Source organism: Bacillus sp. GMa5/1 (assembly GCF_050172015.1).
In the GTDB taxonomy this organism is placed as follows: Bacteria; Bacillota; Bacilli; order Bacillales; family Bacillaceae_G; genus Bacillus_A; species Bacillus_A cereus.
In genome coordinates this window covers 19,884-34,406 of sequence record NZ_JBNLYC010000001.1, presented here as the reverse complement: position 1 = coordinate 34,406, position 14,523 = coordinate 19,884, and the positions used below count along the sequence as shown (strand labels likewise).

The following is a 14,523-nucleotide window of genomic DNA, read 5'->3' as shown; positions in this document are numbered from 1 at the left end:
AAATAATAGTTATATACGAGTGAAAGGGGATGCGAAATGACAGAACGTGATCGATATACAAATGAAGAAAAAGAAGCTGAGCCAAAAGAAGCTGGAAAAGAGGCTTCAATAGTTGAAAAAATTCAACAGCTTGGACAGACAAATGTACCACAGATGAATGAATCACGTATTCATTGTTTAACGATTATCGGACAAGTGGAAGGTCATGTTCAATTACCACCGCAAAATAAAACAACAAAATATGAGCATATCATTCCACAAATTGTTGCGATTGAACAAAATCCGAAAATTGAAGGTTTGCTTTTAATATTAAATACGGTTGGAGGTGACGTTGAAGCTGGGCTAGCAATTTCTGAAATGGTAGCTTCACTTTCAAAACCAACAGTATCTCTAGTTTTAGGTGGGGGACATTCCATCGGTGTACCGATTGCTGTTTCTACTGACTATTCGTTTATTGCGGAAACTGCGACGATGACAATTCATCCAATTCGTTTAACAGGTCTTGTCATAGGTGTGCCACAAACATTTGAGTATTTGGATAAGATGCAAGAAAGAGTCATTCGTTTTGTGACGAAGCACTCGAAAGTAACAGAAGATCGTTTTAAAGAGCTTATGTTTGCGAAAGGAAATTTAACGCGAGATATTGGGACGAATGTAATTGGTGGGGATGCAGTAAAGTACGGTCTTATAGATGATGTCGGCGGTATTGGAAATGCAATTCGAAAATTAAACGAATTAATAGATGTTCGTGCGGAAGATAGTACAGAAGGGACAATGCTACAATGATTTTATATACAATTATGCCAGAGCAACTTGTGTATCCGGCCGATTATTCACAATGTGAAAGTCAAAAAGTTGTAAATATAAATGGTGTGGAATTAATGGTTTCTGAAGAGGAACATGGATGTTATTCTATTGTACGTGTGCTAAGTACGGACCCACTTCACTATTTAGAGTTTGAGCCCGGTCAGAAAATAACCTTTTAGCAAAAAGAAGGATTTTGTTTAGAAGCTATGGTATAATATAAAAAACAAGACGGTTGAGCAGCCATGAGTAGGCTGCTTTCTTCTGTTTATTTAGCATTTTACAAGAAGTGTAAAAATAGAAGATATAAAGACCTGAAAAATAGAGAAAACAGACATATAAATAGAGCATTTTGAGGGGAGCTTTATTTATATGTAGAACGCGAGGTGAAGAAATGGCAAAACAAAAGCAAAGAGGGACGAAGGCAAAGGCAAGGCGTACGATAAAGCCAACTTTGTATTATGAAATTGTCGGTTTAACTCTTTTTGCACTTTCAATCATTACGATTTTACAGCTAGGCGTTGTAGGAAAATCGTTTGTGTTATTTTTTCGCTTCTTCTTTGGTGAGTGGTACATAATTGGTGTGTTAGGTGTAATAGCTTTATCGGTTTCCTTTGTTATAAAACGCGGATGGCCGAACCTTTTAAATAAACGATTAATTGGATTTTATTTAATTGTATTGGCGATATTAATGTTTAGTCATATTACATTATTTAACCTTCTTACAAAAGATGGAGCAGTGCAAAATACTTCTGTTATTGTGAGTACGAAAGATAACTTCTTTCTTGAAATGAAAAAGGGGCCAGATAGCGTTCATTTAGGTGGTGGTATGTTTGGTGCGCTTATGTTCGCAACATGTTACTTCTTATTTGACGAAGTAGGAGCTTATATCATTGGTATTATTCTAGTTATTCTCGGTATACTTTGTATAACAAATAAGCATATTGGAGAAGTGTTAGCGCCAGTTGGTAGAATTCTTAGAAGTCAATTTCAAGTGATGCAAGGGGATTATAAAGATTGGAGAGCTAAAAGAACGGCTGAACAAACAGAAAAGAAAAAAACAACAAGAAGCACAAGAAGCAAACGTGCTGCAGAACAAGAAGAAATTATTGAGCCGATGGAAGAAATCTCAATTGATCCTCCGATTATTTCGAATTTCACTGAGAATTATCCTGTAAATGAAGAAGAGGATAAACGAATCGAAGTAGAGGAAGAAGATTTGATCACTTCACCGTTTATTGAAGAGACTCCGCCAATTGAAGAACCAAAGAAAAAGCGTGGAGAAAAAATTGTTGAATCGTTAGAGAGTGAAGCGCAAGCACCTCCTATGCAATTTTCAAATGTAGAAAATAAAGATTACAAGCTTCCTTCACTTGATATATTAAAATTTCCAAAGAATAAGCAAGTTACAAATGAAAATGCGGAAATTTATGAGAATGCTCGTAAATTAGAACGTACATTCCAAAGTTTCGGAGTGAAAGCGAAAGTAACAAAAGTACATAGAGGTCCTGCAGTTACAAAATATGAAGTGTATCCTGATATGGGGGTAAAGGTAAGCAAAATTGTCAGTTTAAGTGATGATTTAGCCCTTGCTTTAGCTGCAAAGGACATTCGTATTGAAGCGCCAATTCCCGGGAAATCAGCTGTAGGGATCGAAGTTCCGAACTCAGAAGTTTCGATGGTAACACTGAGGGAAGTGCTTGATTCTAAGGCTAATAACCATCCGGAAGAGAAGTTGTTAATTGGTCTTGGCCGAGATATTACAGGTGAAGCTGTATTAGCCCGTCTAAATAAAATGCCCCATTTACTCGTAGCTGGTGCGACAGGTAGCGGGAAAAGTGTATGTATTAACGGTATTATTGTTAGTATTTTAATGCGTGCAAAACCACATGAAGTAAAATTAATGATGATTGACCCGAAAATGGTAGAGTTAAATGTATATAACGGTGTGCCTCATTTGTTAACGCCAGTTGTAACTGATCCGAAAAAAGCATCGCAAGCATTGAAAAAAGTTGTGAGTGAAATGGAACGTCGTTATGAATTGTTTGCTCATAGTGGTACACGTAACATTGAAGGATACAACGATTATATAAAAGAGCATAATAGTCAATCAGAAGCGAAACAACCCGAATTACCTTATATTGTAGTAATTGTGGACGAGTTAGCAGATTTAATGATGGTTGCTTCGTCTGATGTAGAGGATGCGATTATGCGTCTAGCGCAAATGGCTCGTGCTGCTGGTATTCATTTAATTATTGCAACGCAACGTCCGTCAGTTGACGTTATTACGGGTGTTATTAAAGCAAATATTCCATCACGTATTGCATTCGCTGTATCTTCTCAAACAGATTCTCGTACAATTCTTGATGGTGGTGGTGCAGAGAAGCTACTAGGTCGTGGAGACATGCTGTTTATACCAATTGGTGCATCGAAACCTGTACGTGTACAAGGCGCATTTTTATCAGATGATGAAGTTGAGAGAGTTGTAGAATATGTTATTGGACAGCAAAAAGCACAATATCAAGAAGATATGATTCCGCAAGATGTTCCCGATACGAAGCAGGAAGTAGAAGATGAATTATATGATGAAGCGGTTCAACTTGTAGTGGAAATGCAAACAGCATCTGTTTCTATGTTACAACGTAGGTTTAGAGTAGGTTATACGCGAGCTGCTCGCCTAATTGATGCAATGGAAATGAATGGTGTAGTAGGTCCATATGAAGGTAGTAAACCGAGAGAAGTGCTCATTAATGATGTACAAGAAAAAAGTTCTTAAAAAAAGCCTAATTGTTTTTACAATTAGGCTTTTTTATATAGTGTTTTTGTTATATACTATACTCAGTAATAAAGAAAGGGCTTACATTCAGGGGTGCTCTTTAGAATACGAATACTTTGAGTATGTTTTATGTAAATGTTCGATATTTAATGCGGAAAAATGTTAGATTTTGTTGACACGTATGAGAGCAAGTGGTAAGATTACTTCGAAAAGAATCACTGCCTCATATAATCTTGGAGATAAGGTCCATAAGTTTCTACCTGGCAACCATGAATTGCTAGACTATGAGGGGAAAAGTGTGTAACAAAGGATGTAAAGGATCTTTGTGCCGAACTTTTTCTCGAAATGAGGAATGTTTATGGTGCAAAGTTTTTTTTATGCAATAAAGAGTGAAAATTTTATTAAAAAAAATTATTATTATTTATTCGACAATTACGCTTATTTTGGTGTTTAGTCATTTGTACTATGTTGTAGGTTGAAAAAAGAGAAAAGAAGTCTTACATCAGAGGTCGAATAATTGAAATGCGGGGGAGTCTTATGTCAGTAAAATCCGATAGTCGTCACCTATATCTACGGGTGATTGATCACATCAAAGAAAAAATTAAAGATGGGGCTTATAAAGAACGACAAAAGTTACCATCAGAGTTTGATTTAGCGAAAGAACTTGGCGTAAGTAGAGCGACTTTAAGGGAAGCGTTGCGTATTTTAGAAGAAGAAAATGTTGTCATTCGTAGACATGGTGTAGGGACATTTGTAAATGCAAAGCCATTATTTTCTTCTGGAATAGAACAACTTTCTAGTATTACAGATATGATTTCTAGTGTGGGGAAAACACCAGGAACAATCTTTTTATCATCATCTACTACAACTTTAACAGAAGAGGAAAAAGAGAAGTTTAATAGTGAAGATGGTTTTAATGCAGTGATGATTGAACGCGTGCGTACAGCAGATGGGGAACCTGTTGTGTATTGTATCGATAAACTTGCAAAAGAAATATTGCCAGATTTATCGGGTTACAATGAGGAATCATTATTAACGGTGATACATAATAACACACATAAGCGCATAACATATGCGGTTGCCCACATTGAGCCAATTGGCTATCACCCTAAAATCTCACCGATTTTAGAATGTGAGCCTGAAACAGCACTGCTTGTATTAAAACAAATGCACTATGATCAAAATGATGAGCCAATCTTATATTCTATCAATTACTTTAGAGCTGATAAATTTAGCTTCCACGTATTAAGAAAGCGTATGTAGGTAAATTCCTTTTTAGGGAGGTGACAGCAAGAAGTAAGGAACAGCAGCGTAAGAATAAATAAATATATATCATTTTTGGAGGGGTTTCTAGTATGAAGAAAAAAGCAGGCCTTTTATTATCATTAACATTAGCAGCAAGTACAGTTTTAGGTGCATGTGGTAACTCGGATAAGGCGAGCAGTGACAAGAAAGACGCGAAAGACAATAAAGATTTCAAGGTTGGTCTTGTAACGGATGTTGGGGGCGTTGATGATAAGTCATTTAACCAATCTTCTTGGGAAGGGTTACAAAAGTTTGGTAAAGATAATGGTTTAAAAGAAAAGACAAATTATCGTTACCTTCAGTCTGAAAAAGAAGCTGATTATATTCCGAATTTAAAAAAATTCTCAAAAGATAAATATGATTTAACATTCGGAATTGGTTATAAATTAGAAGGTGCAATTAAAGAAGTAGCAAAAGAATCTTCAAAACAACAATTTGCAATCGTAGATACTGTTGTAGATGCACCGAACGTAACGAGCATTACGTTTAAAGATCATGAAGGATCATTCCTTGTAGGTGCGGTAGCAGCTATGTCAACAAAATCGAATAAAGTAGGATTTGTTGGTGGAATGAAAAGTGATTTAATTAGTAAATTTGAAAATGGATTTAAAGCTGGTGCAAAGGCAGTAAATCCAAACATTGAAATCGTATCTGAATATGCAGAAGCATTCGATAAGCCTGAAAAAGGTACAGTTCTTGCTTCAGCAATGTATGGTCAAGGCGTAGACGTAATTTATCATGCTGCTGGTGGTACAGGTAACGGTGTGTTCACAGAAGCGAAAAACCGTAAGAAAAAAGGTGAAAATGTTTGGGTAATCGGTGTTGACCGTGACCAACATCAAGAAGGTATGCCTGAAAATGTAACATTAACTTCAATGATTAAACGTGTTGATGTAGCAGTAGAAAAAGTAGCTAAAGAAGCAAAAGATGGGAATTTAAAAGGTGGGAAAATTGAAGAGTTTGGCTTAAAAGATGACGGTATTGGTATTTCAAAAACAACTGATAACGTGAAAAAAGTTAACCCTGAAATTTTAACAAAAGTAGAAGAGCTTGAAAAGAAAATTACAGCCGGTGAAATTAAAGTGCCAGCTACAGATAAAGAGTATAAAGAATACGAAGCTTCTCTAAAAAAATAAATAGAGAAATAGCAAAGGTTAGTTCATAGAACTAACCTTTGTATGTATAAAACTTCCGAATTGCTTAATAAGTTAATAGTGTAATAGGGAATGTTCCCTGTTAAAAGGAGGAACACAATGGAATACGTAATTGAGATGAATAACATTACGAAAGTATTCCCAGGCATTGTAGCGAATGATGATATTACGCTGCAAGTAAAGCAGGGTGAGATACATGCTTTACTTGGAGAAAATGGTGCAGGGAAATCCACATTGATGAATGTACTATTTGGTTTGTACCAACCAGAGCAGGGTGAAATTAAAATTAAAGGTAAACCTGTAAAAATTACAAATCCGAATATAGCAAATGACCTTGGTATTGGAATGGTCCATCAACACTTTATGCTTGTTCATAATTTTACAGTTACAGAGAATATTATTCTCGGAAATGAACCGAAGAAAAAAGGGAAAATTGCTGTTGAGGATGCTGCTAAAGAAATTCAAAAACTGTCTGAACAATACGGTTTGGCTGTAGATCCATATGCGAAAATACAGGATATTTCAGTGGGTATGCAACAGCGTGTTGAGATTTTGAAAACTCTTTACCGCGGTGCAGAAATTTTAATATTTGATGAACCGACAGCTGTGTTAACACCACAAGAAATTCATGAGCTAATTCAAATTATGAAAAAGCTTGTACAAGAAGGAAAATCTATTGTTCTTATTACACATAAGTTGAAAGAAATTATGGAAGTTTGCGATCGTTGTACGATTATTCGTAAAGGAAAAGGGATTGGAACGGTTGACGTTGCAAATACGGATGAAAATAAACTTGCAGAATTAATGGTCGGACGTCAAGTGAATTTTAAAACAGAAAAAATAGACGCGAAGCCAAAAGAAGAGGTACTTTCAATTGAAAACCTTGTTGTTCACGATGCACGTCAACTACCTGCTGTAAAAGGCCTTGACTTAACTGTTCGTGCGGGGGAAATTGTTGGGATTGCAGGGATTGATGGAAACGGACAAAGTGAATTAATAGAAGCGATTACTGGTTTACGAAAAGTTGAGTCAGGTTCTATTGCAATTAAAGGAAAAGAAATAACAAATTGGCCTGTTAGAAGAATAACAGAAGAAGGAATTGGTCATATTCCAGAAGATCGTCATAAACACGGACTCGTTCTTGATTTTTCTGTTAGAGATAATATAGTTCTTCAAACGTACTATAAAAATCCGTTTTCAAAGAAAGGGATTTTAAATTTCAGCAAAATTACAGAAAAAGCAAAGTCTCTTATTGAACAGTTTGATGTACGTACACCTAGTGAGCAAACGTTAGCACGCGCCCTATCTGGGGGCAATCAACAAAAAGCAATTATTGCACGTGAAGTAGACCGAAATCCAGATTTATTAATTGCGGCACAGCCAACACGTGGTTTAGATGTAGGAGCAATTGAATTTATTCATAAGAGATTAATAGAGCAAAGGGATAAAGGAAAAGGTGTATTACTTTTATCATTAGAGTTAGATGAAATCTTAAATGTTAGCGATCGAATTGCTGTTATTTATGAAGGGGAAATTGTAGCAATAGTTGATGCGAAAGAAACGAATGAACAACAGCTTGGATTGTTAATGGCTGGAGGAACAAAGAAGGAGCAGGTGGGTACAAATGGCTAAAAAACTTTTAACAGAACGAACGATAAATATTTTAGTCCCAGTACTATCCGTTATTTTCGGCTTACTTGTAGGAGCGATTGTAATGCTAGTTAGTGGCTATGATCCAATTGTTGGTTATAGTGCACTTTGGACAGGAATGTTCGGCAGCGCAAGTGCGATTGGTGAAACGCTCCGTACAATGATACCGCTTATTCTTGCTGGCTTATCGGTGGCGTTTGCATTTCGTACAGGTTTATTTAATATCGGGGTAGAGGGTCAATTGTTAGTTGGTTGGCTTGCGGCGGTTTGGTTCGGTTATGCAGTCTCACTACCAGCGTTCCTTCATATTCCATTATCGATTTTATTTGCCGCATTGGTGGGCGGAATTTGGGGCTTCATTCCGGGATATTTAAAAGGGAAGTTTCAAGTGAATGAAGTTATTGTAACTATTATGATGAACTATATTGCGTTGTATGTAACGTATGACATCATTAAGCGTTTCTTACATGCGGGTAATGACAAAACGTATGATATTAAAGAGAGTGCGTCACTATCTTCAGACTGGCTTGCTTCTATTACTGACGGTTCACGTCTACACTGGGGAATTATTGTAGCAATTTTAATCGCTATTTTAATGTGGTTCTTATTAGATCGAACAACTTTAGGTTACGAATTAAAGTCTGTAGGATTTAATCAGCATGCTTCTCAATATGCAGGTATGAAAGTTTCTCGTAATGTAGTATTCTCTATGACAATTGCTGGTGCATTTGCGGGGATTGGTGGAGCGATGGAAGGATTAGGGACATTCCAGAGTATGACAGCGATGTCTTCGTTTACAGGAGTAGGATTTGATGGGATTGCCGTAGCATTACTTGGAGGGAATAATCCGTTTGGTATAATCCTTTCAGCTTTATTATTTGGTGGTTTGAAAAGTGCTTCCCCTCAAATGAACTTTGAGGCAGATGTACCGTCAGAGCTTATTAATGTAATTATTGCATGTATCATCTTCTTTGTTGCATGTAGTTATGTGTTAAGATGGGCGCTTACACGCATGAGCAAGGAGGGGAAATAAATGAGCTTTTTAGATATATTAGCCATTCTTGTGACGGGTACGTTATATACATCGGCACCTATCATTTTCACAGCACTAGGTGGTGTATTTAGTGAACGATCAGGTGTTGTAAATATCGGATTAGAAGGACTAATGCTATTTGGTGCATTTATTGGAGTTGTTACAAACTTATTGATGGGTGATACTTGGGGAACGATGACTCCATGGATTGCGTTATTATTTGCGGCAATTGGTAGTGGATTATTTGCATTACTTCATGCGGTAGCTTCTATTACATTCCGAGCAGATCAAGTTGTAAGTGGTGTAGCCATTAACTTCTTATCTCTTGGTTTAACAGTATTTGCAATTAAGAAGATTTTTGATAAAGGGCAGACTGACTTTATTCAGTATCGTATTGAAAAGATTGATATTCCAGGCCTTTCGGATATTCCGGTTTTAGGGAAAATATTTTTCTCGAACGTACCAATAACGTCGTATATTGCCATTATTTTAGCATTCGTTGTTTGGTATGTTATTTATAAAACACCGTTCGGTCTTCGTCTACGTGCTGTTGGTGAACACCCAATGGCAGCGGATACGATGGGGATTAATGTATATAAAATGCGTTATATTGGAGTCTGTATTTCAGGAGTGTTTGCTGGAATCGGTGGAGCGATTTTTGCAATGTCAATTTCTAATAACTTCTCAGGGGCAACTATTACAGGACAAGGTTTCTTAGCTTTAGCTGCTATGATTTTTGGGAAGTGGAATCCACTAGGCGCATTAGGTGCAGCTCTATTCTTTGGTTTTGCGCAATCTCTAAGTGTAACGGGCGGAACAATTCCTGTATTAGATCAAATTCCAAGTGTTTTATTAACGATATTACCATATGTATTCACAATATTAGCGCTTGTTGGTTTTGTAGGTCGTTCTGAAGCTCCGAAAGCATTAGGAACTCCTTATGAAAAAGGAAAACGATAAGTATTTTATAAGTATAAAAAAGCTCGCACATTAGTGTGGGCTTTTTTACATAGAATATATTTAATACGGAATTTTACTATGTTCCTTACATATTAAAGTTTTTAGAAAGAATCATATGTAAGCATAATAAGGGAGAAAAGTTGATTTTTTATTTCTAAAAACTGTATATTGAAGAGGAATATTCCTATATACGTAAAGGAGGGCTATAAATGAAACTAATGGAACAACAACTACATGAGTTAGATGGTTTGCGCGTACATATTATTCCGACTGATAAATATAAAACGAATACCTTTGTATTTCGTTTTAAAGCGCCTTTAAATGAGGAGACGGTGACAGAGCGTGCCTTATTGCCATACGTATTGCAAAGTGCGACAGAAAAATTACCTTCTGTAATTCGTCTTCGTCAATATTTAGAAGAATTATACGGATCTTCTTTAGCGGTAGATGTAAGTAAAAAAGGGGAAGACCATATTATCTCCATTTATGTAGACATTGCAAATGAAGTTTACTTACATGATGCACCACCGTTATTTGAAAAAGCGCTTTCTATGTTGTCAGATATTGTGTTACATCCAGCAACGGAGGGCAACGGTTTCCTATCTTCTATCGTAGAAAGTGAAAAAAGAGCACTGTTACAGAGAATTGAAGCTACTTATGACGATAAAATGCGTTATGCAAACGAGCGTTTAATTGAAGAAATGTGCAAAGTAGAACCGTATCGTTTAAGTGCAAATGGAAAAAAAGAGAGTGTTATGTCTATTACAAATGAAAGTCTGTATCAATATTATCAAAAGGTGTTAGCGGAAGATGAAATGGATCTATATATTATTGGTGATATTTCAGAAAACGCCGTTGATCTTGTAAGTAAGTATTTTTCTATTTCAGCTCGTCCAGTGAGAGAAAGAAATGTACTCCTTCATAGACGAAATAATGAAGAAAAAGAAGTTGTTGAAAAACAAGAATTAAAACAAAGTAAATTACACATCGGTTATCGTACATTTGTCACATATAAAGATGAAGATTATTTTGCATTGCAATTGTTCAATGGATTGTTTGGTGGCTTTTCTCATTCGAAGTTATTCGTAAATGTGCGTGAAAAAAATAGTTTAGCGTACTATGCAGCATCGCGCTTTGAAAGTCATAAAGGTTTATTATTTGTTATGTCAGGAATTGAAGCGAAAAATTATGAAAAAGCAGTTGAGATTATTAAAGAACAAATGCTTGCGATGCAAAACGGAGAGTTTTCTGAAGAAGAAATACATCAAACAAAAAGTGTCATCCAAAATCAAATATTAGAGGCAATTGATACACCACGTGGCTTTGTAGAAATGCTATATCATGGTATTATTTCAGATCGTACACGTCCAGTTGAAGAATGGCTTACAGGTATAGAAAGTGTGACAAAAGAAGAAATTGTAAAAGTTGCTAAAAATATTGAACTAGATACAATTTACTTTTTACAAGGAACGGAGGGAGAGTAAGTGGAGAAAATTGTTTATGAGCAATTAAAAGAAACACTCTATTATGAAAAACTTCCTAATGGATTAGATGTATATGTTTTACCGAAACAAGGATTTAATAAAACATTTGCGACGTTTACGACGAAATATGGTTCTGTAGATAATACATTTATACCATTAGGGAAAGAAGAAATGATTCGTGTGCCAGATGGGATTGCACATTTTCTTGAGCATAAATTATTTGAAAAAGAAGATCACGATGCTTTCCAATTGTTTAGTAAACAAGGAGCATCGGCAAATGCTTTTACATCCTTCACACGAACAGCTTACCTTTTTTCAGGTACTTCAAACGTAGAACAAAATTTAAATACATTGCTAAACTTCGTACAAGAGCCCTATTTCTCTGAAAAAACGGTTGAAAAAGAGAAGGGGATTATTGGGCAAGAAATTCAAATGTATCAAGATAACCCAGATTGGCGTTTGTACTTTGGGTTAATTGATAGCTTATTTGTAAAACACCCAATTAAAATTGATATTGCGGGGACAATCGAATCTATTAGTAAAATTACGAAAGATTTATTATATGAATGTTATGAAACATTTTATCATCCGAGCAATATGTTATTATTTGTTGTGGGTGCAATTGATCCAGAGAAAACAACGGATTTAGTACGTGAAAATCAAGCGAAAAAAGATTATAAAAACCAGCCAGAAATTGTGCGTTCATTTGAAGAAGAACCAAATGAGGTAAATGAAAAGAAAAAAATTATTTCAATGCCTGTGCAAACACCGAAATGTTTAGTTGGTATTAAAGCGACTAATTTAAAAGAAAAGGGGCAAGCGCTTTTAAAACAAGAAATTGCGCTTACGTTACTTTTAGATTATTTATTTGGAAAAAGTTCTGTTCATTACGAAGCTTTATATAATGAAGGACTTATTGATGATTCATTCTCGTATGACTATACAGAAGAAAATAACTTCGGTTTTGCAATGGTTGGCGGTGATACGAAACAACCTGATGAATTGGCAGATCGTTTAAAAGATATTTTATTAAAAACAGATTATGATCAATTAGATGCGGCGGCATTAGAACGAGTGAAGAAAAAGAAAATTGGTGGTTTTTTACGCTCGTTGAATTCACCAGAATATATTGCAAATCAATTTACACGATACGCGTTTAATGAATCTAGCCTATTTGACGCATTGACTGTATTAGAAGGACTAACGGTTCAAGACTTACAAGAAGTAGCGAAATTATTGTTATCAGAAGAAAAAATGAGTATTTGTCAGGTGTTACCGAAAAAATAAAATTAAAAAGATACCCTCATCTTATCATTGAAAAATTGTAAGATGAGGGTATTATTTAGTTGTGTGAAAATTGAACTTGTAGAGATAAGAGAGGGACTTTATGAAAAAGTATGCGTTAGTAACTGGAGGGAGCGGAGGAATTGGCTCTGCTATTTCGAAACAATTAATTCAAGATGGATATACAGTTTATGTTCATTACAATAACAGTGAAGAAAAGGTATTGGAATTGCAGAAGGCATGGGGAGAAGTTATCCCTGTTCAAGCTAATTTAGCTTCTAGTGATGGAGCAGAGCAATTGTGGGGACAAATTGAACATCCTATTGATGTTATTGTATACGCAGCTGGGAAGAGTATTTTTGGATTAGTAACAGATGTAACAAACGATGAATTAGATTATATGGTAGAACTTCAAGTGAAGAACGTATATAAATTACTTTCAATGGCACTTCCGCCTATGATTGAGAGAAGAAGTGGTAATATTGTAATTGTTTCATCTATATGGGGACAAATAGGGGCTTCTTGTGAAGTACTTTATTCAATGGTAAAAGGGGCGCAAAATTCATATGTGAAAGCTTTAGCGAAAGAAGTTTCTTTAAGTGGATTACGTGTGAATGCAGTAGCACCAGGAGCAATTGAAACGGAAATGTTAAGTGTTTTTTCTGAAGAAGATAAAATGGGAATTGCTGAAGATATACCATTAGGTAGAATAGGATTACCAGAAGAAGTAGCGAAAACAGTTTCATTTCTCGTATCACCAGGAGCGTCTTACATAACTGGACAAATTATCGGAGTGAATGGCGGTTGGCACTGCTAAAAAATTCTTACATAAAAAATGAATAGTTGCACAAATTAAGGATGATTTTATTACTCAATAGTGAGGTGCTTAATTATGTCAGTATTAGATAATTTTGATCAGTGGAAGAGCTTTTTAGGAGAACGTTTAGAGCAAGCGCAAGACAAAGGTTTAGATGGCGGTGCGGTATCAGATATGGCATTTCGTGTTGGCGACTATCTTGCTAATGAAGTAGAAGGACGCAATGACCAAGAGAAATTATTAGCTGAGCTTTGGAAAGTTGCTGATGAACAGGAGCAACATACAATTGCAAATTTAATGGTTAAGTTCGTACAACATAAGTAAAAGTAGAGAGGAGATTCTCCTCTCTACTTTTTTTGTATAATAATTACACAGGATAGATTATACATTTAGCTTCCCTATTAGGGTGAAATCATATAATATAGTACGTAGGTGTAAAGTAAGCAAGGGGAGTGATCTTGGATGATTGAATGGTATTTTGAATATGAAATACATAAAAACCGACCTGGCTTGCTTGGTGACGTTTCTTCGTTAATCGGTATGCTCGGCATTAATATTGTCACAATTAATGGTGTAGATAATGCACGACGTGGGTTACTTCTTATGTGTGATAATCAAGAGCAAATCTCTAGACTTGAATCAATTTTAAATACGATGGATAACATAACGGTAACGAAATATCGTCCGCCCAAGCTAAGAGATAAGCTAGCGGTTAGGCATGGTAGGTACATACAACGAGATGCAGATGATAAGAAAACATTTCGATTTGTGCGTGATGAATTAGGCTTACTTGTAGACTTTATGGCAGAAATCATGAAAAAAGAAGGCCATAAACTAATTGGGATACGCGGAATGCCTCGTGTCGGAAAAACAGAATCCATTGTTGCTGCAAGTGTTTGTGCAAATAAAAGGTGGTTATTTGTATCATCTACTCTTATTAAGCAAACTGTTCGCAGTCAATTAATTGAAGATGAGTATAGCGATGACAATATTTTCATCCTAGATGGAATTGTGTCAACGAAGCGTGCTAACGAAAGACATTGGCAGCTCGTTCGTGAAATTATGAGATTGCCTGCAACGAAAGTTGTGGAACATCCTGATGTATTTGTGAGTCAGTCAGAATACACATTGGATGATTTTGATTATATTATCGAGTTGCGTAACGATTATGATGAAGAAATACAATATAATTTAGTAGATGAAATTGAGCAAGGTACGCAAAATAATTTCTCTATGTTTGACTTTTAAAGAAATAT

At 35.7% G+C, this 14,523-nt stretch carries 13 protein-coding genes and 1 riboswitch; all 13 genes read left to right on the top strand.

Features of this window, described 5'->3' with window-relative positions:
* Nucleotides 1–36: 36 nt before the first annotated feature.
* The 13 genes from tepA to ACQGSG_RS00090 all read left to right on the top strand — a co-directional run bounded on the left by tepA (nucleotide 37) and on the right by ACQGSG_RS00090 (nucleotide 14,515).
* Complete coding sequence (gene tepA / locus ACQGSG_RS00150) at nucleotides 37–786, top strand: translocation-enhancing protein TepA (protein ID WP_000139806.1); 750 nt, start codon at nucleotides 37–39, stop codon at nucleotides 784–786.
* Nucleotides 783–986 carry a YlzJ-like family protein gene (locus ACQGSG_RS00145; protein WP_000605020.1) on the top strand — a complete coding sequence of 68 codons (204 nt, stop codon included), beginning with the start codon at nucleotides 783–785 and terminating at the stop codon, nucleotides 984–986. Before tepA ends, ACQGSG_RS00145 begins: the two co-directional genes overlap by 4 nt.
* Nucleotides 987–1,198: 212 nt before the next feature.
* Nucleotides 1,199–3,580: a DNA translocase FtsK gene (locus tag ACQGSG_RS00140; protein WP_001118776.1), complete on the top strand. Its 2,382-nt coding sequence runs from the start codon at nucleotides 1,199–1,201 to the stop codon at nucleotides 3,578–3,580.
* 203 nt (nucleotides 3,581–3,783) lie between these two features.
* Nucleotides 3,784–3,885: riboswitch (purine riboswitch) on the top strand.
* Nucleotides 3,886–4,117: 232 nt separating this feature from the next.
* On the top strand, nucleotides 4,118–4,843 hold the full coding sequence (locus ACQGSG_RS00135; RefSeq protein WP_000114182.1) for a GntR family transcriptional regulator: 726 nt from the start codon (nucleotides 4,118–4,120) through the stop codon (nucleotides 4,841–4,843).
* Between the two features lie 92 nt (nucleotides 4,844–4,935).
* The gene (locus ACQGSG_RS00130; RefSeq protein WP_065703368.1) at nucleotides 4,936–6,021 is read left to right on the top strand and encodes a BMP family lipoprotein; all 1,086 of its coding nucleotides are present in this window, start codon (nucleotides 4,936–4,938) and stop codon (nucleotides 6,019–6,021) included.
* A gap of 117 nt (nucleotides 6,022–6,138) precedes the next feature.
* Nucleotides 6,139–7,671, top strand: coding sequence for an ABC transporter ATP-binding protein (locus tag ACQGSG_RS00125; protein WP_000456909.1), 1,533 nt, complete (start codon nucleotides 6,139–6,141; stop codon nucleotides 7,669–7,671).
* Nucleotides 7,664–8,722 (top strand): ABC transporter permease, encoded by a 1,059-nt coding sequence (locus tag ACQGSG_RS00120; RefSeq protein ID WP_001085254.1) that lies wholly within the window; start codon nucleotides 7,664–7,666, stop codon nucleotides 8,720–8,722. Before ACQGSG_RS00125 ends, ACQGSG_RS00120 begins: the two co-directional genes overlap by 8 nt.
* Nucleotides 8,723–9,682 (top strand): ABC transporter permease, encoded by a 960-nt coding sequence (locus ACQGSG_RS00115; RefSeq protein ID WP_000008857.1) that lies wholly within the window; start codon nucleotides 8,723–8,725, stop codon nucleotides 9,680–9,682.
* Between the two features lie 209 nt (nucleotides 9,683–9,891).
* Nucleotides 9,892–11,166, top strand: a complete 1,275-nt coding sequence (yfmF, locus tag ACQGSG_RS00110; protein WP_000772405.1) for an EF-P 5-aminopentanol modification-associated protein YfmF — start codon at nucleotides 9,892–9,894, stop codon at nucleotides 11,164–11,166.
* Nucleotides 11,167–12,453 (top strand): EF-P 5-aminopentanol modification-associated protein YfmH, encoded by a 1,287-nt coding sequence (gene yfmH / locus ACQGSG_RS00105; protein WP_325843036.1) that lies wholly within the window; start codon nucleotides 11,167–11,169, stop codon nucleotides 12,451–12,453.
* Between the two features lie 100 nt (nucleotides 12,454–12,553).
* Nucleotides 12,554–13,267, top strand: a complete 714-nt coding sequence (ymfI, locus tag ACQGSG_RS00100) for an elongation factor P 5-aminopentanone reductase (protein WP_048567510.1) — start codon at nucleotides 12,554–12,556, stop codon at nucleotides 13,265–13,267.
* A 75-nt stretch (nucleotides 13,268–13,342) separates the two neighbouring features.
* Nucleotides 13,343–13,591, top strand: a complete 249-nt coding sequence (locus ACQGSG_RS00095) for a DUF3243 domain-containing protein (protein ID WP_000114450.1) — start codon at nucleotides 13,343–13,345, stop codon at nucleotides 13,589–13,591.
* A 138-nt stretch (nucleotides 13,592–13,729) separates the two neighbouring features.
* Nucleotides 13,730–14,515: a DUF3388 domain-containing protein gene (locus ACQGSG_RS00090; protein ID WP_000574107.1), complete on the top strand. Its 786-nt coding sequence runs from the start codon at nucleotides 13,730–13,732 to the stop codon at nucleotides 14,513–14,515.
* The last annotated feature ends 8 nt before the right edge of the window (nucleotides 14,516–14,523 follow it).

Bases quoted from the DNA above. Each gene is read 5' to 3' on its own strand.
- yfmF (WP_000772405.1), top strand. From the start codon at position 9,892: ATGAAACTAATGGAACAACAACTACATGAGTTAGATGGTTTGCGCGTA.
- ACQGSG_RS00145 (WP_000605020.1), top strand. From the start codon at position 783: ATGATTTTATATACAATTATGCCAGAGCAACTTGTGTATCCGGCCGAT.
- ACQGSG_RS00095 (WP_000114450.1), top strand. From the start codon at position 13,343: ATGTCAGTATTAGATAATTTTGATCAGTGGAAGAGCTTTTTAGGAGAA.
- ACQGSG_RS00120 (WP_001085254.1), top strand. From the start codon at position 7,664: ATGGCTAAAAAACTTTTAACAGAACGAACGATAAATATTTTAGTCCCA.
- ACQGSG_RS00125 (WP_000456909.1), top strand. From the start codon at position 6,139: ATGGAATACGTAATTGAGATGAATAACATTACGAAAGTATTCCCAGGC.
- ACQGSG_RS00115 (WP_000008857.1), top strand. From the start codon at position 8,723: ATGAGCTTTTTAGATATATTAGCCATTCTTGTGACGGGTACGTTATAT.
- ACQGSG_RS00135 (WP_000114182.1), top strand. From the start codon at position 4,118: ATGTCAGTAAAATCCGATAGTCGTCACCTATATCTACGGGTGATTGAT.
- ymfI (WP_048567510.1), top strand. From the start codon at position 12,554: ATGAAAAAGTATGCGTTAGTAACTGGAGGGAGCGGAGGAATTGGCTCT.
- ACQGSG_RS00130 (WP_065703368.1), top strand. From the start codon at position 4,936: ATGAAGAAAAAAGCAGGCCTTTTATTATCATTAACATTAGCAGCAAGT.
- ACQGSG_RS00090 (WP_000574107.1), top strand. From the start codon at position 13,730: ATGATTGAATGGTATTTTGAATATGAAATACATAAAAACCGACCTGGC.
- ACQGSG_RS00140 (WP_001118776.1), top strand. From the start codon at position 1,199: ATGGCAAAACAAAAGCAAAGAGGGACGAAGGCAAAGGCAAGGCGTACG.
- tepA (WP_000139806.1), top strand. From the start codon at position 37: ATGACAGAACGTGATCGATATACAAATGAAGAAAAAGAAGCTGAGCCA.